This is a genomic window from Nitrosomonas sp. Is24 (assembly GCF_033063335.1).
Taxonomy (GTDB): domain Bacteria; phylum Pseudomonadota; class Gammaproteobacteria; order Burkholderiales; family Nitrosomonadaceae; genus Nitrosomonas.
Window position 1 is genome coordinate 2,442,400 of record NZ_JAWJZG010000001.1, and the last position, 20,319, is coordinate 2,462,718.

Annotated in this window: 19 protein-coding genes; 4 read left to right on the top strand and 15 right to left on the bottom strand. The window is 50.9% G+C overall.

Going from position 1 to position 20,319, the window contains the following annotated elements:
* Window positions 1–8: 8 nt before the first annotated feature.
* The 9 genes from R2103_RS11260 to R2103_RS11300 all read right to left on the bottom strand — a co-directional run bounded on the left by R2103_RS11260 (window position 9) and on the right by R2103_RS11300 (window position 11,222).
* Entirely contained in the window at window positions 9–710 is a 702-nt protein-coding gene (locus R2103_RS11260) for a hypothetical protein (protein WP_317531492.1), read from the bottom strand.
* On the bottom strand, window positions 711–875 hold the full coding sequence (locus R2103_RS11265) for a DUF5908 family protein (protein WP_176776388.1): 165 nt from the start codon (window positions 873–875) through the stop codon (window positions 711–713). It abuts the gene before it with no gap.
* An 18-nt stretch (window positions 876–893) separates the two neighbouring features.
* Complete coding sequence (locus R2103_RS11270; protein WP_090318285.1) at window positions 894–1,364, bottom strand: phage tail protein; 471 nt, start codon at window positions 1,362–1,364, stop codon at window positions 894–896.
* A gap of 33 nt (window positions 1,365–1,397) precedes the next feature.
* Window positions 1,398–1,856, bottom strand: a complete 459-nt coding sequence (locus R2103_RS11275; RefSeq protein WP_090318288.1) for a phage tail protein — start codon at window positions 1,854–1,856, stop codon at window positions 1,398–1,400.
* Window positions 1,857–1,933: 77 nt separating this feature from the next.
* On the bottom strand, window positions 1,934–3,589 hold the full coding sequence (locus R2103_RS11280; RefSeq protein ID WP_317531493.1) for a phage tail sheath family protein: 1,656 nt from the start codon (window positions 3,587–3,589) through the stop codon (window positions 1,934–1,936).
* A gap of 191 nt (window positions 3,590–3,780) precedes the next feature.
* On the bottom strand, window positions 3,781–7,152 hold the full coding sequence (locus R2103_RS11285) for an EAL domain-containing protein (RefSeq protein WP_317531494.1): 3,372 nt from the start codon (window positions 7,150–7,152) through the stop codon (window positions 3,781–3,783).
* Between the two features lie 2 nt (window positions 7,153–7,154).
* Window positions 7,155–7,577 (bottom strand): response regulator, encoded by a 423-nt coding sequence (locus R2103_RS11290; protein WP_317531495.1) that lies wholly within the window; start codon window positions 7,575–7,577, stop codon window positions 7,155–7,157.
* Between the two features lie 17 nt (window positions 7,578–7,594).
* Window positions 7,595–10,762: an ATP-binding protein gene (locus R2103_RS11295; protein WP_317531496.1), complete on the bottom strand. Its 3,168-nt coding sequence runs from the start codon at window positions 10,760–10,762 to the stop codon at window positions 7,595–7,597.
* On the bottom strand, window positions 10,731–11,222 hold the full coding sequence (locus R2103_RS11300) for a PAS domain-containing protein (protein ID WP_317531497.1): 492 nt from the start codon (window positions 11,220–11,222) through the stop codon (window positions 10,731–10,733). The genes R2103_RS11295 and R2103_RS11300 overlap by 32 nt, the downstream gene beginning before the upstream one ends.
* Before the next feature lie 224 nt (window positions 11,223–11,446).
* Between R2103_RS11300 and R2103_RS11305 the strand changes: the two genes are divergently transcribed.
* The gene (locus tag R2103_RS11305) at window positions 11,447–12,880 is read left to right on the top strand and encodes a hypothetical protein (protein WP_317531498.1); all 1,434 of its coding nucleotides are present in this window, start codon (window positions 11,447–11,449) and stop codon (window positions 12,878–12,880) included.
* A gap of 49 nt (window positions 12,881–12,929) precedes the next feature.
* On the opposite strand, the gene R2103_RS11310 is transcribed toward R2103_RS11305, so the two are convergent.
* From R2103_RS11310 to R2103_RS11335, 6 genes are all read right to left on the bottom strand, one after another.
* On the bottom strand, window positions 12,930–13,790 hold the full coding sequence (locus R2103_RS11310) for a hypothetical protein (protein ID WP_317531499.1): 861 nt from the start codon (window positions 13,788–13,790) through the stop codon (window positions 12,930–12,932).
* A gap of 51 nt (window positions 13,791–13,841) precedes the next feature.
* On the bottom strand, window positions 13,842–14,411 hold the full coding sequence (locus tag R2103_RS11315; protein ID WP_317531500.1) for a DUF4255 domain-containing protein: 570 nt from the start codon (window positions 14,409–14,411) through the stop codon (window positions 13,842–13,844).
* Between the two features lie 159 nt (window positions 14,412–14,570).
* Complete coding sequence (locus tag R2103_RS11320; RefSeq protein ID WP_317531501.1) at window positions 14,571–14,921, bottom strand: hypothetical protein; 351 nt, start codon at window positions 14,919–14,921, stop codon at window positions 14,571–14,573.
* Window positions 14,918–16,291, bottom strand: coding sequence for a C13 family peptidase (locus R2103_RS11325; protein WP_317531502.1), 1,374 nt, complete (start codon window positions 16,289–16,291; stop codon window positions 14,918–14,920). Before R2103_RS11325 ends, R2103_RS11320 begins: the two co-directional genes overlap by 4 nt.
* 278 nt (window positions 16,292–16,569) lie before the next feature.
* Entirely contained in the window at window positions 16,570–16,857 is a 288-nt protein-coding gene (locus R2103_RS11330) for a DUF190 domain-containing protein (protein ID WP_317531503.1), read from the bottom strand.
* Between the two features lie 129 nt (window positions 16,858–16,986).
* Complete coding sequence (locus R2103_RS11335) at window positions 16,987–17,187, bottom strand: hypothetical protein (RefSeq protein ID WP_317531504.1); 201 nt, start codon at window positions 17,185–17,187, stop codon at window positions 16,987–16,989.
* Window positions 17,188–17,523: 336 nt separating this feature from the next.
* On the opposite strand from R2103_RS11335, the gene R2103_RS11340 reads away from it, so the two are divergent.
* The 3 genes from R2103_RS11340 (at window position 17,524) to R2103_RS11350 (ending at window position 20,276) form a co-directional block, all read left to right on the top strand.
* On the top strand, window positions 17,524–18,438 hold the full coding sequence (locus R2103_RS11340; protein WP_317531505.1) for a LysR family transcriptional regulator: 915 nt from the start codon (window positions 17,524–17,526) through the stop codon (window positions 18,436–18,438).
* A 166-nt stretch (window positions 18,439–18,604) separates the two neighbouring features.
* A complete protein-coding gene (locus R2103_RS11345) occupies window positions 18,605–19,537 on the top strand; it encodes a 5'-nucleotidase (RefSeq protein WP_317531506.1) in 933 nt (310 codons plus the stop codon).
* Between the two features lie 265 nt (window positions 19,538–19,802).
* Complete coding sequence (locus R2103_RS11350) at window positions 19,803–20,276, top strand: DUF4145 domain-containing protein (protein ID WP_317531507.1); 474 nt, start codon at window positions 19,803–19,805, stop codon at window positions 20,274–20,276.
* Window positions 20,277–20,319 lie beyond the last annotated feature (43 nt).

Genomic DNA, 20,319 nt, shown 5'->3' on the forward strand with positions numbered 1-20,319 from the left:
AAGTAAACCTAGCTTAATGGAGGGAACTGAAGCTTAGTTCCGGGTTTAAGATCACGAAAATCCGTCAGACGATTAATCTTTGCAACATCGATATAGTAGTTACAGTCCTGATAAACCCGGTAACACAGCAGCGGCAAAGTATCTCCGGCTTTCACCTCGATCAAGTGCGTCAAATCCGGGGACTCTTGCGCGGCTTCCTTGGATATTTCCTCTTTGCTCTGATATTCGACAAAGGCCAGTGTGACTTTGGCGCGCAATGGCACGCCGCTGGGTTTGAACAAGGTATAGTCAAATTTCAGTGACTCCACCCGTCCGTAGAAAAGCAACTCGCCCCACTTCACCTGCACAATCGGCGCTTCGTGCTTAGTCCCTCGGTAGCGATACACAACGTCTTTCAATAATTCGATCTGTTCCTTGACCGGAACCGGATCGCTGACGACCGAGAGCGGATTGGCCGAGACAGCCCCGGTGGCATCCAGTATTAATTCCTTGAGAACAAATTTTTCCGGGTGGCTTGCATCGTACTTGGTTTCAGTTCCCGGTTGCCCCAGCACCTTGTTTTTTGAATAGCTCAGCTTGAACGTTTGCTCGTAACCGGCGGGATTGATCATGGCTTCAAATTTTTTCAGCGAGCCATCGACGCTTATTTTGCCGTTATTCACAGCGCAGGGCGAAATCGTCAACAGCGCTTTGGCGCCGCCCAGCGACATTTAGCGTTCCCCCTGTTCGCGCAGAAAATCCGCGATCATGCGGCGGCATTCCGCCAGCACTTCTTCTTTCAGCAACCGGTGCTCTTCGGATAAGTCGAGATCCTCGTTCCCGGTGCGCTGCACGATATTGGACTTGATCAGCAGTTGTTTAATCTCTATCGCCATGGGGTATGCTTACGCCTGCTAGATAATGCGCATGGAAACGGTATAACTCAGAATGATCTTTTCGATGGCGACTTCGTTTTTGGTGGAGCCGAAGCTTTCGACTTCCCATTTCAACGGGTAAGCCGAATCGAAAGACCAACCACGAATCGGCATTTTGTCCTCATTCATCAGATACACCAGAACAGGCAATGGCTTAATCGCCAAATTAAAACCGGATTCGAGCGTCGATTTGCACCACACCACCAGTGGCGAAGTCAATGGCGCAATGCCGCGCTTCAAGGATAAATTGGGATGCTTAATGCCTTTCGGCAGCTGCCGCACGAACCGGTTTTCACCGCCTTCGACAACCGACTCCACTTCCATTTCCGTTTCGATTCCGGACACTTCCTGAAAAGAAGTATCGGCCGACAATCCGGCCGGTGGCCCGATCACGACCTTAAAATAGAAAGCAGAGGGTGGATAAACATTTCCGGATAATGAAATATTCATGAGTCACCCATCTGCTGGCAAGATTTAAAAACACTAACTGTTGGCGATCGTCAGGCCTTCATGCACGATTTCGATGGATTCTATCGCCACTTCGTTGCCTTCCGATTTTAAATCGGTGCCGGTAATCTTGGTCGGCCAGGCGTTAGTGAGTGTCCACACCATCGTCGCCTTGCCGCCTTCATCCAGCAAACTGATGGTGACCGGCAAGCGCTTGATGGTATTCATCTTGATCTGTTTAAACCAATCCCAGAATTTGTTATCGCCTTTGAAAACGCCTTTCTTCATGGTGATATTGCCGACTTTCTTCATCCCCGGCATCTTGATCACGGAGAATTCCGGGCTATCGCCATGGCGGTATTTGATTTCTTCCGATTGGATATCCAGACCGCTGACCTCCTGAAACCGCATGACTTGAGAATCCCACTTAACCTGAAAATAAAACTTTGGCATAGGCCAAACTGTCGTCGACTGAGCTGATCCATCATCTGCCATAATGCACTCCCAATTTTATGATTAAGAAATAAACGTTGTTTTTGTCAATTGCACCGATTAACGCGCTGACTTTCCGATTAAGATTTCTGCATTTGCTGCTGGAAGGTAATTTCAATGAACTCTGCCGGGCGGCTCAATGCAACCAGCACGGTTACTTTCAACATACCGTCCAGAATATCCTGCGGCGTCATGGTTTCACCCAGGCCGACAAACACGCCGAAGGCATCTTCCGGTGTTGCACCGGCCAAACCGCCGCGCTTCCAGATACTGGTCAGGAAGTTACTGATCATGCTTTTAATCGTTACCCAGGTGCTGGAGACATTGGGTTCGAATACATACGCTTTGGTCGCCAGTTTAATGGACTCTTCCAGCATGATCATGGTACGGCGCACGTTGATATAGCGCCAATCCAGGCTGTTGCCATCGAGCGTGCGGGCGCCCCAAACCAAGGTGCCTTCGCCGATGAACGTCCGGATCGCATTGATCGATTTACCTGCGGTTGTGACGTTCAAGTCTTCCTGTTGCGCATTGGTGATCTCAACGGCGGGTGAAATGACCGCGTTCAGGCTGACATTGGCAGGTGCTTTCCACACCCCGCGTGAATTGTCGACCATGGTATAAACACCGGCCATGCCCGCGCTGGGCGGCAGCAGATTGAGCTTGAGTTTGATGCTGTCGATGATGCTTTTGTACAGCGGGCAAACGGCTGTCAGAATTTTGTGCAGATCTTCATCGGTCGACATCTCTGCATTGCTACTTTTTAACTTTGCTTGCAGATCAGTAATTTCTTTTTTTCTGGCCGCATCCAATTTATCATTAGCCAAATCAGCGCGTGCTCCTATTTCCGTGATCTTGTCAGCAATCTCCGTTTTTTTCTTGCTATCCACTGCGCTAGTGTTTAACTCGGCGCGCAACACTTCCCTTAATTTATCCAAATTGGAAACATTGGCAAAGCTCAGATCACTGGTCTGAACAATGGAAGTATTAAGCCAAGGATAATAGGCCGCGGCGAAATCCAAGCTGTTCGTCCCAAGGTCATTCCTGAACTTCGCGATGCATCCACTATCCTGTGCTTCCTTATAGCCATCAAAAACATCCAATATGGCAAAACGATTTTTCATCACTTGTCCGCAGTGACTCAAGGCTGCCTGTTGCAGCCCGATACAATCGGGCTCAGCCAGTGACATCGCATCAGGAATCACCACCATCGTCGGTTCTTGTTCTTTCAACAAAACATCGATCCCCGCTTTCAGCTTCGGTTGCACGATAGCATCAGCATAGCTGCCGACCGAAATCACATAGCAAGCACCGCCGCCGTTTTGGAAAAACAGCATCATGCTGTGATACAGAAAATAGCGGGAACCCTGGAGCCCCAGCGTATATTCCTTACCATCATTTGAGAAATCAGACTCAACGGCAGCTGCCGGTACAGTATTTTTCTTATCACCTTTATCGGGAGCCGCTTCAGCATCAGCATCTTTTTTCTCAGCTGTATCGGGAGGCGCCACATCGGAAATTTGATATTGCGCTTTAGGCGATCCGCCAAAGAAGCTGATAAATTCCGACATGGATGAAATACGCCACGCCTTATTTAATAGCGATTTTCCTTTGTTATTGGCTTTCTCCGTATAACCGATAAATGCCGGTACTGCGGTTGCCACTTCCACGACAGAATTCGGAAACGCGCTCTTTTCAACAATGTAAACACCCGGTGTCTTATATTGCCCCATCATCAGCTCCTTTTAATTGGAAATGTAGCGTTCATCGGCCATTGTTATCATTCAACTTGATAAATACAGCCTACAACCTTGTTTAGATTGAACATAGAGCAGCTTATCCGATGTAATATTAATTCTCAAGCGTTACGTAAAGAATTCGCGAAATTAACATCTTCAATTCCTACTTCCAGCAGAACGCGCAATTTTTACGGCTGTGCGGCGTGCTCCCGTAGCCAAGCTTCAAGTTCCTTTGCCGGTGCGGGGCGGTGAAACAGGAAGCCTTGATAGTAATCACAACCATGCTGACGCAGGAAAGCCAGCTGCTGCTCCGACTCGACGCCTTCCGCCAAGACACTTAATTTCAGACCGCGCGCCATCGCGATGATCGTGGCGGCAATCTCGCGGTCATTGGGATCGTGCGCCAGGCCCCGCACGAAGCTTTGATCGATTTTGAGTTTATCGATGGGAAAGCGCTTCAAATAAGTCAATGACGAGTAGCCGGTGCCAAAATCATCAATCGCCAGCTGGATTCCCGGCGCCTTCAAGGTTTTCAGCGTATCGATCGAGCGTTCCGCATGCTCCATGAACATGCTCTCGGTCAACTCCAATTCCAGGCACGCTGCCGGAAGTTTCGTTTCTTCCAGCACCCGCTGGATCACTTCAGCCAGATTCTCGGATTGAAACTGCCGTACCGACAAATTGACCGCCATCACGAGCGGCGCAAAACCGGCATCAATCCAGGCCCGTCCTTGCGCACAGGCGGTCCGCAACACCCACTCCCCGAGCGGCACGATCAATCCGGTTTCTTCTGCAATCGGGATAAATTTTCCCGGCGGCACGATGGCTTCTCCCGGCGGCTGCCATCGCACCAAAGCCTCAACCCCGACTGCCCGGCCGCTATGCGCGTCGATCAACGGCTGATAGTGCAGAACAAACTCCCCGGCGGCAAGCGCATGGCGCAGGCGGGTTTCCATGACCAAGCGTTCATTGGCGGCAATGCTCAACGCTTCCGTATGGTAACGATAGGTGCTGCGGCCTTCTTTTTTTGCCAGATACATGGCCATGTCCGCATGTTGGATCAACTCGGTGACGTTGCTGGCATCATCCGGAAAAAGGCTGATACCGATACTGGCATTAATGAAGATCTCATGACCGCTGGGCAGTGCAAAGGGCGTCGCAAGCAAATCAATCAAGGTCTGCGCGACAGAAGCAGGTTCGCTCGGTTCCTTGATATCTTCCAGCACCAGCAAAAACTCATCGCCGCCCAGGCGCGCCAGCGTATCTTCCTCGCGCAAACGCTTTTTCAGGCGCGCAGCCAGCATAATCAAAAGCTCATCTCCGATAGGATGCCCCAGGCTGTCATTGACGTTCTTGAAGCGATCCAGATCGACATACAGCGTCGCTATGCGCAGATTGTGCCGTTGCGCCCGTTCAATGGCATGATGCAGACGCGATTGCACCAACAGCCGGTTTGGCAAGCCGGTCAATGGATCATAATGCGCCAATTGCGCCAGCTGTGCCTCAGATTGCTTCATCTGCGTAATGTCTGCAAACACGCCGACATAATTACAGGGCTCATTCCTGTCATTAAACACGGTGCTGATCGTCAGCCATTGCGGATAAATCTCGCCATTCCGGCGGCGGTTCCAGATCTCCCCGCTCCAATGGCCCACGGTCTTCAGACCGGCCCACATAGCTTGGTAAAAGGGTTTACCGTGATGCCCCGACTTGATGATCTTCGGATTCTTACCCAGCACTTGTGCTTCACCGTAACCGGTAATTTCGGTATAAGCGCGGTTAATGGCCAGAATGCGCGGCTCCAGGTCGGTGATGACGATCCCTTCCCGGCTGGACTCAAACACCGCCGCCGCCTGTTTTAATGTTTCCGCAGCGTGGACCTTTTGCACCGCCACGGCCGTGATCGACACGAACTCATTGATCAGCATCAAATCGGCAGGCGTCGGCTCGCGCGGGGTACGATGATAAATGGCAAAAGTGCCTAGCACATTGCCCGCTTCATCTTTGAAGGGTATCGACCAGCAGGCATGAAGATTGGCTTTGCGCGTCGATTCCAGAAAAGGCTGCCAAAACGGATGGTGACCGATGTCGGTAACAATCACCGCTTCGCCGCGCCACGCGGCCGTCCCGCATGAACCGATCCCTTCACCAATCATCACCCGGTTGATAGCGTCGTTATATTCATCCGGTAAACTGGGCGCCGCGCCGTGCTTAAGACGGCCCGCATGCTTATCCAGCAGCAGAATGGATACCAGCATGCCGGGATTGATCACCTCAAGACGTTGCGCGATATCATTGAGAACCACGGGCAGCGGTTGGCTGGCAACGATCAGATTCAATGCGGATTGATGCGCCTGGCGTATCAGTTCGAGCCGCTTATGTTCACTGATATCGAGCCAGGCGCCAACAATTTCGGCAGGTTCGCCGTCAGCACCTCGCACCAATCGAAGCTCATCGAGTATCCAGACGATTTGCCCGGATCGATGCAGGAACCGGTAGTCGTGCGTGAGCTGGCCTTCACTCAGCAACACCGGCTGGCGAGCCAAAGCCGCTTCAAGATCATCCGGATGGATATGCGAGCGCCACCAATCCGCCGCCAACGCCTCTTCTTGCGTATAGCCCAGCAAACGTTCGATATTCTCACTCACCCAACTGGGGCGCGGCTTTCCTCCGGAGAATTGCAGGCTGTACAAAATTGTCGGACTGGCGGCCAGCAGATGCGAAAGGCGCTGGCTGGTTCTTTTCAAGCTGATCCGTTCGCGGGTCAGTTCCGCCTGGTGCTGCACTTTCTCCAAAGTGGCGACAATCTCATACAGATAGCCTTCGTGCTTGGTTAAATAATCATCCACACCCAAGTGCAGCGCGCGCGCGGCCACCATCTCGCTACCCTGGCCCGTCACCAGGATGGTAGGAATATTCAGCTTGCGCTCATACCGCAACAATTGGAAAAACTCCAAACCATCCATACTGGGCAAGTGATAATCGATCAGCAATGCATCGAATTGCGCCGCCTGCTTCACCGGATCATCGGGCAGTAGTGCAAGCGCATCTTGCACGCTACTCACTGCGGTCATCTGGATATGCGGCGCATGCAACACAAAATGACGGCGCATCAGATCGATATCGAATACGTTATGCTCAAGATACAACACGCGCAGGACCGGGTGACTGCGCTCCAGATTGTCGCGAAAATGCTCCCGTGCGTTACGTAATATCCGCGGCAGCCGTTCCAGATAATCATCCCGTTTGATCAGATAATCATCCGCGCCGGCCTTGAGCGCGGCCACGGCGGAATCCTGATCGCCCGACCCTGTGAGAATGACTACCGCGATGACCAAGCATTGCTCCCGGACATGCGTCAATGCATCCAAACCGGAGCCATCGGGCAGGGACAGATCAACCAGCAGCACGTCATGACAATCCGGTCCGGCAAGCCGCTTGAATCCTTCAGCCAGGGTATTCACCACATTCAATTCGATATCCGGCGCGGTCCGGCGCAGGGTGCGCAGGGCCAGATCGGCATCGCTGGCGGAATCTTCGATATAAAGAACGCGCATCATGATTATTGGGGATGCTCGTTGAGAACACACCAATACAGTTCGATGTGCTGCGCCACGTCCATGAAGTTATCGAACCCCACCGGTTTTACAATATAGGAATTGACGCCCAAATCGTAAGCCGCCTGGATATCTCGATCTTCTTTCGAGGTGGTGAGAACAACAACCGGAATGCGGCATAGCACCGCGTGTTCTTTCAATGCCCGTAACACCGTCAGACCGTCAACGCGCGGCAAATTCAGGTCCAGCAGAATGACGGCCGGCTGGATCTCGCCCGATTCCCAGCGCGGTATCCACGCCAAGGCCTCCTCGCCATCGCGCGCGACCAACACAGGATTAATAAGCTTGCGGCGTTGAAAAGCGCGTAGCGTCAGATCAACATCAAGCGGATTGTCTTCAACCAGGAGAATCGGCGGGTATAAGCTCATCGTTATCGACTCCGTCACTATTTCAGGTTTTCCGCCATCGCGGTCAATTCCAGATAGAAGGTCGCGCCTTCACCCGGCGTGCTTTGTGCCCATACCCGTCCTCCCATGCGTTGCATAGCCTTCTTGACTAAAGCCAGACCGATCCCGGTACCGGGGTAATCTTCCAGCCGATGGAGACGTTCGAAAATCTCAAAGATGCGCTGATTATACTTCATGTCAAAACCGATACCATTATCGCGGACCCACAGGATCACATGTCGATCATCCCGGTCAGCACCAAACTCTATGCGCGGATGAGCCGCATGCTGGCTGAACTTGATCGCATTCTCCAGCAGATTGCGCAGCACCATAACCAAGCCGTCGCGATCACCATTGACCATCAATAGCGGCAAATCGCAAATGACTTCGATCTGACGCGCGGCAATCTCCCCGCCACACTCCGCAATCACCCGATGGGTTAATGCTGTCAGGTCCAGCATATTGGACTCCAGTTTACGCCGCTCCATGCGTGAGTAAGCCAGCAAATCATCGATCAACTCATTCATGCGCGTGACACCCGCGCGCAGGTTGGTGATGAATAAACGTCCTTCGTCATCCAATCGATCGGAATAGTCTTCTTCCAGCAACCGGCTATAGCCTTCGACACCGCGCAGCGGCGCCTTCAAATCATGCGAAACGGAATACACAAAGCTTTCCAGTGACTGGTTGAGCATCTTTAATTCGGCGGTACGCTCCGCAACCCGTTTTTCCAGATCGGCATTCAGTTGCTGCAACGCCGCTTCGGCTTGTTTCCGGTAAGTGATATCCTCGGTAAACATAACGATCCCGCCGACTGCACCACCGGCTTTATGCCAAGGCCGCACTTCCCAGCGTAACCACTGCACACTGCCATCGGCCCGTTCAAAGCAATCTTCCTCGGCGCGGACGATTTCACCGGCCAGACAGCGGCGATGGATCGCTTTCCATTCTTCGCCGATCTCAGGAAAAGCATCGTAATGACATACCCCCAATAAATCACGATCCCCCATGTTGTAATCGTTACGCCAGCGCTGACTGAACGCAAGGTAGCGCATTTCCCGGTCGAACATGGCTAACGAGGCGGGTGCGTATTCAATGAACAACTTGAGTTGTTCCTTGCTTTCCTGCAGCGCCATCTCGCCCAGCTTACGCTCGGTGATATCTTGCACGGTTCCGCGCATGGCAATGATACGACCGTCAGCATCGGGTACTGCTTCTCCGCGCGAGATCGTCCAGCGATGCTCACCATCCGGCCGCACCACCTCCGCATCGCACTCAAATGCGGCACCATCGCGCCAGCATTTCTGTACTGCGGCAGCCAGCTTGTTCCAGCTATCCACGGTGTAAAAACTCGCCATTTCCTGATAATCCGCAGGCGGCAAAGCTGTATCACGGCCATAAATCAGGTAAAGCTCCTCGGACCAGGTTTGTTTATCCACGCCGTTCCAGGTCCAATGTCCGAGGTTGGCGATGCGTCTCGCCTCTTTGAAGTTTGCTGCAATTTCCTTGCGGCTCTGAATGTCTTCAACCACAGCGATAAAATAATCCGGCGCGTTATCGGGCTTACGCACCAGGGAAACGTGAAGATTGATCCAGATCACACGGCCATCCTTGCGAATATAGCGTTTCTCCATTGCATATGCGGCGATTTCACCGGACAACATGCGCTTTACGTTATTGATGTCTGCCTCCAGATCATCGGGATAGGTGACATCCTGAAATGTAAGCGCCATCAATTCATCCTGACTGTAACCCAAGATAGCGCAAAGCTTGTGGTTGACACGCAACCAATATCCTTCCAGCGAAATAATAGAAATTCCGACGGCGGCTTGTTCAAAAGTAGCCTGAAATCGTGCTTCGCTTTGCCGCAGCTGCTCTCTCACCATTTGTCTTTCGAGCACCAGTTTATCAACGCGCACCAGGAGCTCATCCACGGCAAAAGGCTTGTTCAGGTAATCCTGCACGCCGGATTTCAGCAGTTTGACACAGAGATCGTCATCGGCCTTGGCGGTCAGCATGATGATGGGCACGCCATCCAGCTCCGCATGCTGGCGTATTTGCTGCACCATTTGTTCACCATCCATCTCCGGCATCATTACATCGGAAAGAATCAAATCGGGCGCCAGTTTCAGTGCTTGCTCCAATCCTTCACGGCCATTGAAAGCACTGGCCACGCGATAGCGAGGCTGCAACATATCGGCAATGAAGCGATTCATATCCGCATTGTCTTCAACAACCAAAATCAAGGGCAAACGGGTGGCGGTTACCGGTAACGAGGTTCTTTGCGCCGGGCCTTGAAGCTCATCCATGACTTCATGCACAATGATCTCGTCCAGGGAAACTGGTGCGTCCCGTAATACCGAACCGGCTGGCGCGGTGCGCGGCAGCGTGATCCTGAATAGCGCGCCACCCCCGGGCGATTCTTCGAGTTCGAGCTTGCCATACAGTAAATCGGCAAAATCCTTGACGATAGCCAACCCTAAGCCGGTGCCGCCATGCTGCCGGGTTACGCTGCTCTCCACCTGCATAAAACGTTCAAACACATGCTCGCGCATTTCCGCCGGTATGCCGGGGCCATTATCCTGAACTTCGATCTGCGCGCACGCTTCGTTGGTAACAAGCCGGATGAAAATACAGCCTTTATCCTGCGTGAATTTGAATGCATTGGACAGCAGATTGAGCAGGATGCGTTGCAGCTTCTCGCTATCACTTTCGACCGCACAGGCTTCCGGGGTGATAACCTGGAATGCGATATCGCGCTCCTTCGCCAGCAATTCAAAGTAACTTGCCGTGACTCGCACCAGCTCCGCCAAATCGAACCGCGCCCAAAAAACCGGCATGCGCCCTGCCTCAAGCTTAGCCGCATCCAGTAAATCGGTGACATGGCGGTAAAGAATGCGCGCGTTACGCAGCATCAATCCGGTTTCATGACGCTCTTCCGCGGAAGCGTTGCTGCCGGTAAGCCACCGCATACGGTTCTCCAAAGGAGCAATGATCAACGTCAGCGGTGTGCGTAATTCATGACTAATATTGGCAAAAAACTGCGATTTCAGGTGATCCAGCTCAGTCAAACGCTGATTCAATTGTTCCTGCTCTTCCATGGCGGCTTTCAGGACGCGATTGGTTTGCTTCACTTCAGCCGCACGCTGCACGATCTCCGCTTCCATGCGCTGCGCGCGCTTTCACCTTGCCCGGTTGCACTTTATGGTCATGACTAACGATGTACTCAGTCACATCTTCCGCATGATGAAAGATATAAGCGACACGGCCTTCGGCATCCAGCACCGGCGTGTTCACCGGGCTCCAGTATTTGAGCTCGAATGCCCCGCTACCGTCGCGTAACGGAATATCGTACTTTTGCACATTCATGACATCGGTTTGTTTCTTACTCACTGCATGGTCGAGTGAAGCACGTAAATCACGCACGCTGGTGGATGCCTGATCTTCCGGGTTGGCGGGAAAAATATCGAAAATGCTTTGACCCACAATGGCATCGCGCTGAGTGCCCGTCACTTCGAGGTATTTATTGTTCACCGCGACGATGGTGAAGCCGGAATCCGCACGCAGGATCAAATACGGATGCGGGCTGGATTCGAATAACTGCTGATAAGGTGGAATTTCAGACATGGACATCTCACATCATTATTAAGTGATCAGCAATTATTAGAAGGCACACTATAAGGATGTGATTTCTATTTAACAAGTCAGATTTTGCCAGTAGGATTTTTACTACGGAAAACTAAACCGCTGGATACAAGTTTCACGGCTTGGAAACAGGATTTGTATGAAACAGACCCATCCTGTATGGTTAAGTCTCTTCCACAAATCCTATGCCAATCATTGCGTGACCTATGGAAAAAGTACGGCAAAACAGGAATCAGCAATCGGCTAGCGAAGCCGCTGCCAATCATGTTTCACAGCACAAGAATGAAAACCGTGGCGCGCCGGAATTTGTCGACAACCGGCCCGAAACAGCAGCGCAAAGACGGCTCATTGAAACGATAGGCAATAGCCCGAAAGCACGAGAAGCAGCACAACTCAAGGCAGTCATCCGCGGCGTATCCCACTCGAAACAAGTCGCGCAACGCGCTACCGCCATCAAACACGAAGCCGGCTCGATTAAGTTCGGTATGCCGCAGGAAGAACAATTGGTCGGAAAGAAAATGGAAGCGGAACTGGATGCCGCCGATCCGGTCGTCGGCACCGCCACCGGAACACAATGGACATGGACGCGGCGCCTGCGCAATCTGTTTCGAGGAGCAGGTGTGGTCCGGGGGCATCTGCTCAATCATGATTTAGGCGGACACGCTACCCCGGAAAATTTGTATCCGATCTCTACCAAAGCAAACTCGGATCACTCGGCGCACGTTGAGCAGCCTGTCAAGAAACTGCTGAACGAAGCGGCTGACGATATCAAAAAGAACAACGGCGGACATCTGATAAAGGACGTAAAAACGCATTACATCAACTACTCCGTCACTGTTGCCGAGGACAAAACCGACGATCCGACCAAGGCAACTTTCAAATGCTCGTTCGGTGTCGGCACCAATCCAAAAACACAACAGGATATCCGCTCCGAACTGGACACCGACAAAGACCGTTACAGCGCATCCGCAGGCTTGATCCCCGGGCAAAGCAAAATAACACCGCTATCCGGTTGGGCACATACCGGTAAATTTCAACCGGGAAAAACGGCCATCGATACCACCAGAATCAGCACCACAGTCCCCACTAAATTATCAAGCTTGCCAGGGCCGGAGCTGGTCAAAGGCAGCGCACCCAACTATCAACTGATGCTTGAATCTCTGTTAGTCTGGGATTCTAAAATAGCTGAACGGACAAAACACACCACCACGTTTGCCACATACCGGGTAGACCAAGGTCCGGTCCAGAAGCACTTACTTGGACTCAAATCGTTTTGCGATGATCTTGAAGATATCGGTGCCGGTCTCAGCCAAGCGAATTTGCCTGCCATTGAAAATATTTTAATGGATGCCACTAAAGCAGCTGCAAAAAGTATCTCGCCGCTTAAATTACCGCGCAGCGCAATGAAGCAGCCCTACAAGCAGATCGCAGCGAAGGCCAAAAACGATATGCATTTACTTTATGTTTATTACGCAGTTAAAACTGGGCAACCCAATGTCAGCGTCAAAGATATTAAAGGAATCCTGCAGGCCAATTTCGCTTCAAGCACAAGTAAAAAAGAAGTAATACTTGCGCTACTAAAATTAGCGGATCTTAAATTGGTTAAAGTTAAAAAGGGACAGGGATGGAATACAGTGTAAGCAAACCTGTTCCAATCGGATCGAACGATCATTATCGCGGCACGTTCATTTAACTGATATAAATCTCCGAAACCTGCTCTATCTTTCCTGCCATCAGGTCACCATGCACCTGCTCCACACTGGCATTCGGCAAACGCTTGACCAGTATCCGATCTCCCATGCCGGTCGATTCCTTCAATTGCAGACGCTGATGAGGTTGTTCATGCAGCGGAATCGCCTTGGACGATAGCAATTGAACCGCCTCACGATTTCCAGGCAACAGAGTGCTCCCCAAGTTTTCAAACTGCAGGGTATTGTCCAAATCCGCGATGAACACATTGCGCTTGGATAAATCGCCAAGAATGTAGTATTTCCAGTACGTCTGATTGGTGGTGAAACGAATATAGAACTTGCGCGCGGCGGCGTCCAGCTTGTTCGAACACAGTCCTTCCGCTCCGGCGGTAATGCGTAGCTGCACAATAAAAACCGGCTTGACGAGATAATCCTTGCGCTCCAGTATGGCGGGCAAGGGATCGGCTGTCAGCTTTAACCAAGCATCCGCGGCGGCATACGCATCAGGGTGCAGCATTTGTTTATCCGCCGCATCCCGAGTGACTCGTTGCGTATCGAAAAAAAGAATCGAATCATCGGGTGGAGCGCCGGGAGCGGTATAGCGGAAGAAGTTGCTGTCCTTGGAAAAAACTTTAAAAGCCAACACCAAATCGTCTTCCGCATGAAGACGCAGGATGTCGATTTTTTCCTCATCAAAGTAAACCGCAACTCCGCTTTCCGACGCCTTGAGCAACAACCCCGTTCTTCTCAATAACACTGCACAAGATTCGCTGGGAATGAATTCCAGGGTTCTACAGCTCTGTCCCGAGAAATAGGCATGTTCGACAGTCACGTTGGCGAGTAAACGATAAGCTCCCATATTGTGCTCAACCTCTGGCTAGTCTCCCAACAATAAACCATGTTTGAAACATTATTGCACCATCGGCTTCGGCTCACCCACAACCGGGATACGGCCAACGACATCTTCGGTATCGAAAGCCACCATGCGTACCTTGTACAGAATGGAAGGCAGATATTTCCCTCCCAAGGAACCCCATAAGTTACTGAGATCCTGGATTGAAAGATTTTCGATATCGAGAATCAGCTTTTCGATACGCCCATCCATCTCGGGCGCGGTTTGATGATTGATCACGTGATTTTTCTGAAAAAAAATGATCGTGCTGGATAAAAATTTCAGCGCTTCGGGATAATTATTGCCGGTAAAGTTCGCCGCCATCATCAGGTGCAAATTGAAATAGAGCGGCGCGCTGCTCTGCACTCCCCTTTCGCCCATCTCATGCGCGCTGACTTGCCGGAACGGCACGGAATCTTTCTCGATATTCACCAAAAAAACAACCAGCTTATTATTGACATTGACCGCCACCGTACCGTCTATCTCCAATAAATTGGAAACCACCACCACATCTTCACCTAGATTATAAGTACGGCGCAAATATTGATTCAGCTGTGTCGCAAGGAGTTGCACGGCCACGTTGATCATAATGGATAATCGAAAATCCTTGTTATGGGTGAATAAGACGAATGGTTACCGAACGAATCAACCGGCTGAAGGCACACACGGCACTCCCGCTTTCATGCGCGAATGTACTGGAAGCCCGTTTCACTGTCAAACGCATGCCCACCCGGCATTCCAAGCGGTTTACAGCGCAGCAACCGTCCATTCGGGAACTTCAGCCCCCTTCAGCAGCAAGCGGAACGGCATTCCGCCGGGTTTGAGAAAGGGGGGCATTTGCGCATCTTTGCGGATACACCCGTTGCCTTCGCACTGCAAAATGATATAAGTGCAGCGATGCCCCCAATTGGCCTTAGGCTCAAGATCGGCAAACACAATCCAAGCATCCCACGGAACATCGATCAGAGCATCCCCGAGTTCAATTCGTGTCCCGGCGCGAACCGTTTCATGGCTGACATAGACAATCGCATTCAACAATGTTGCATCGTCCAAGACAGCACACACACGCTCAAAAATGCCCCGATCAGATTCCATCATCTACCCAATGTTTTTTTGACCATATCACCGAGAACCGCCCGCAGCTCTTTCTCTTGCGCCGCAGAAGTATTTTCGAGTTTGCTCTCGATATCCTTCAATTGCGGCATCAGTTTGCTGTGCACCATATCGTAAAATTCAGGAATCGGTTTCCTGATGTATATAGGCTGCAAAGCCTCCACCAGCAAGCGGCAATAAACCGGCCAAATGTACGAATAGCGCTGCCCAAGAAAACAGTTTCCGGCGGCCGCCGAGGACTGGCTGAACACCGGCGTATCATAGGGATCGTGCACCGAATCGGCGTAGTTGTGGGCTTCACGCGCGGAAACTTTGCCCGATCCATCCGTATCGGGATTGGATGCCAACGCGCCGCCGTAGGCGGTATTCCCGGCCATCGCGGCAATCCAATCGCGTGCAAATGGATCGAACTGCGCGCCGCCGATCGAATTGTTCAACTCCAGACAAGCGGACGAAACACTGGTGTGCGTGGCGGTTGATTTCGCCAGAATCGGCGCGTTAAAACCGCCGGCATGGCACTGCTCCATCATTACCATCATGCAATAGTGCTTGGGCAGCGTCGCCAGCGTATCGGCAAAATCGTGTGCCAGGTAGTCGGCGCCGCTATAAGTGCACAGGTAAGACTGCGTGCCATTATGACCGCCGTGATTGTTGGTATGGATCAACAACAGATCATCCGGTTTTAATTTTGCCTTGAGTGTATTGAAAACCGTATCCAGATCGGCTTTTGTTCCCTTACCGTTGACCGGCATCCGATAGGCGGAACTGTCTCCCGGCCAACTCACCACTGGATGCGGATTACCGTTATAGTTGATCGTGCCGTCGTAGTTCAGCACAAAGATATTCGCCGCCGGAAAACCGTAAATATCGCGCAACGTGCGATAGAGAAACTCCAGATCGTTGGTATGCCGGTTGTTTGAAGCGCCCGAGAATAAAACCGCATAACGTTGACCTTTCGCCCAGCGGATCGGACAGCGCAGCCACGGCAAAACGGGATAATAGATTTCCGGTTCCGCGATCTTGATGGGGGTATGAAACGGCTGAAAAGTCTTGGGAGGGTCAGCCGTCATATACGGCGGGAACTGGGCCTCCACTTCATTGTACAAATCCCCGGTTTCCGCATCGTGCAACAAGTAGCGGCACGGATGAGACCAATTGAATTGCGGTGCGTCATCGGCGAAAACCATGATGGAATTGCGTTCCATGACGATGCGCTGCTTGTACGCCAGAATCGCTTCGCCCTTTTTGAGTATTTGGTTTTCGATATGGAGATTGGTATTGCGCGCAGCGCTCCAGGAAAGATTGCTGACGATACCGGATTTGATTTTGCTGATTAATGCAGAATCTCTTGCCATGATGTGCCTCCCGTGGATAGAAAAAATAAAGCTACTTTTTCATGAGAAATGAACGCACTAAGAAAGAGTTTGATTATCCGCTAGCAACAGGATCGATCAATCAAAACTCTATTCCAGTGTGATCCAATCAACACAATAAAACAAGATATTTTGATGTGATCCGTTTCTGCGTGCGACTATGAGGCGGATCGTGAGAATCGGGGAAGCGGACTAACGAAATATAGCAGCTGATGCCAGCCACTCAGCTGGCATAAAAAATGGGGTTTAATCCATCCATTTCACCCAGGCATTTGCGCATGACAATTTGAAATCAGGCACATACCGCCAAAGCCTTTCATTGCCGCGCCGAGTTCATTCAACACTTTCTGCGCCCTATCCTCCTTGCAAGCGAGAATGACCACAATGTTTTCAGCGGGTGTCAGAACATCGTCGGGATGGCGGATACCCCGCGATCCGATACCGCCAGCATTCTTGAAAACGGTATATCCACGCACCTCGGATCTCTCCAGCAATTCCGTCAACTGATCGAGATACTCGATTCCAATAACGATTTCGAATCTTTTCATTACGATTGAATCTTCCATCGATTCCTCTCCAAAACTTCAATTAATGATTACTCACCAATCCGGACGCCCCCGTGGGCATATTTCAATGATTTTCCAGGCACAAGCACGGGGGCGCAATCCATACTCCGTTTAGCCCGAGCTGTCATCTCTTATAGCTTCAAGATAAACAGGACGACCTGTTTCCACCTGGGCAACCTCATAAACCCTGTAGTGTTTCTTCGTCGCAGACGGCTCTGTAAAAGCGGCCAAGTAAAACGTAATCGTGTAAAGAATCGTGATTGCATAAACTACAACCAACTGCGGTGCTTTAAATAACTCTTTAGTTTCCATTTATTACTCCTCTTTTAGGATGTTTACCGGTTATTCATACCAACCGGCAAAAAGCGCATGGCCGGTTCGAATAAATATCCAGGCTCATAATACGTTCTTTCAGGTTGACAATAAAACTACTACCTTATCAACCAATCACTCTCACACGAAATGATCAAAGAACAAACAAAATAAGGATCGACATATAATAATCTTTTAAATGCAACAACAAAAACCCTACCACTTAAAGATACAAATTAAATATCTCACCTTGGAATAGATAATATAGATTGAATGTCTAGGTGATAAGTCCAATAAAGCGAAACATTTTGTTTCCGAATTAGATACAATGACACGATGCAAGATCTAAATCTTTTCGTTATTTTTGCGCGGGTGGTAGAAACGGGCAGCTTTGCCGAAGCGGCGCGGCGCATGGACATCTCGCGTTCAGCGGTCAGCAAAGCGGTCGCAAAACTTGAGAAGGATCTCAGCACCCGCTTACTTCTGCGCAGCACGCGGCATCTCAGCCTGACGGAAGCGGGTATCGCGCTGTCGGAACATGTGAAACGCATTCTGGAAGAAGCCGAACACGCCGAGCGAGCCATCAATAGTCTTCATGATGAACCGCGCGGAACCCTGAAAGTGAGCACGCCGAGCTCATTCGGAACGCGCCATATCGCACCGGCACTGCCTTGTTTTCTCGCGCGCTACCCAGAGATCAAAGTCGACTTAACCATTACCGATCATCCGGGCGATTTGATTGAAGAAGGATACGACGTGCAAATCCGCGTGACCAATGAGCCCGACCCTAATCTGGTAGCGCGCAAGATTGCGCCTGTCCGCCGCATATTGTGCGCAACCCCGCAGTATTTTCAACAACGGGGCACACCCCAAACCCCGGCGGATCTTGTGAACCATAATTGTCTCGATTGCGCGCTTTCACCCGAACAAGGTTATTGGCGCTTCGACGGGCCGGAAGGCAAGATCAAGGTTCCGATATCCGGAACCCTACGGATCAACGATAACGATGCGCTCGCGCAAGCCGTGCTGTATGGATTGGGAATAGCCTTGCTGCCTACGTATACGATTGGCATGGAACTGCAAAAAGGGCGGCTGCAGACAGTGTTGCCGGACTACCTATCGGTAGAGCGTCATATTTACGCCTGCTATCTCCCCAGCCGGCATTTACCCATAAAAATACGCGCTTTTATTAATTTCCTAGCGGAACACGTCGGCGACATGCCTTATTGGGACCGGTCTTTAGTAAAATGAATATTGTGTTCAATCCAGAACCTGCCAATTCCTTTCACTTGCATCATTTGCCGCATTATTTATATGAAAATACATGATGAGAATTAATTTTGACCAAAGCTGTGCGGCAGTGCATATAAGATTATTGGACAAAATGTCTTATTTATTAGGTTAGGTAGAACGCGATATGCCGTACCCAATCGAGAACAAGCTTGTGGTAGCTGTGTCGTCGACAGCGCTGTTCGATTTCGCAACCGAGCACGATCTGTACATGCAACTCGGCGTGGATCAGTTCCGCGCATACCAGCGAAATCATCGAACCGAAATCCCGGCACGAGGAGCTGCATTCCCATTTATCCAACGACTTCTGAACCTAAACCGCATCTACAGCGATGAACATCCTATCGAAGTAGTAATTCTCTCCCGGAATCACGCCGATGCCGGCTTGCGCGTAATGGACGCTGTCGCTCATTATGGATTAGAAATTTCTCGATCTTTCTTTCTCGCCGGCCAACTTCCCTACCCCTACATGACTGCCATCGGGGCAGTGCTATACCTGAGCACTAATAGCGAGGAAGTAACTCAAGCCATGGCAAAGGGATACCCCGCAGGCTACGTGTTGCCCTGTGAGACGATTCCTGAAGAGGAGGATCAACAGCTGCGGATTGCGTTTGACTTTGATGGCGTGATTGCAAGCGACGAAGCGGAGGTTGTTTATCAAGAATCAAACAATCTGGATATGTTCCATGAGCACGAGAGGCGCCTAAAAGATGAACCTCTCCAAGCGGGGCCTCTGATGCCACTCCTCATGAAGATTTCCGAATTTCAGAGATTGGAACGACAAAAGGCACAGACGATGGCCGCTTACACCCAAGCGCTACGAATCGCGATCGTAACAGCAAGAAATGCCCCTGCTCACGAGCGATTAATTAACACGCTTGCGAGTGCTGGGATCGACGCGGATGAGCTTTTCTTACTTGGCGGGATAGAAAAGAAGAAGGTACTTGATATACTGAAGCCACATATCTTCTTCGACGATCAGATAGGCCATCTGAAACCAGCATCAGTGTCAACACCATCTGTGCATGTGCCGTTTGGAATCACAAATCATGCAAGCTAATCAGCTGTTGGAACAGATGCTTCCGTGCCACGCGCCCCGACACCGTGTAGCAACACATTAGACTTCCCAACTCACTATGCCAAAACTTCAATCGAATAAGGCTCACTGCAACGCGTGCGGCGGATCCCGAAACCACCGAATATTGAAGAAAGTAGTTAATTCATGGGAGAACGAACTAAACGAACACTATACAATCTGGAGCGAGGACGAGTATGTTTTGCTCCAGTGCTGCGGGTGCGATCAAGTTCGGTTGCGACAGCGTTCAATGTTCAGCGAGGAAACCGACGACGAAGGCCGACCGTTAGTCACTGAAACCTATTATCCACCAGCTCTGTTTCGGCCGCATCCAAAGTGGTTTAATCAGTTGGATACCGAATGGCACATCACTATACTGTTGAAGGAGATTTACGCAGCCCTTCAAAACAGTGCACCTGCCCTCACATCCATGGGCCTTCGAGCGGTCATTGAAGCAATAATGATCGACAAGGTCGGTGACAACGGTTCTTTTGCAGGGAATCTCAATAAATTCAAATCGGATGGGTTTATCTCTGACGTCCAGCACTCCGCTCTTTCGGCAGCTCTTGAGTTAGGGCATGCGAGTATCCATCGAGGACACATCCCGAGCGAGTTCCAGCTTGAAATTGCGCTGGATATCACCGAGAACATAGTTCACGGCTTGTATGTTATTGGGCATCATGCACAGGAAAGCGTGAAGAGTCTGCCGCCGAGAAAAACTTAACCCTTCACTCGAGACGATCGTCTCGGCTCAAACGTCAGGCATC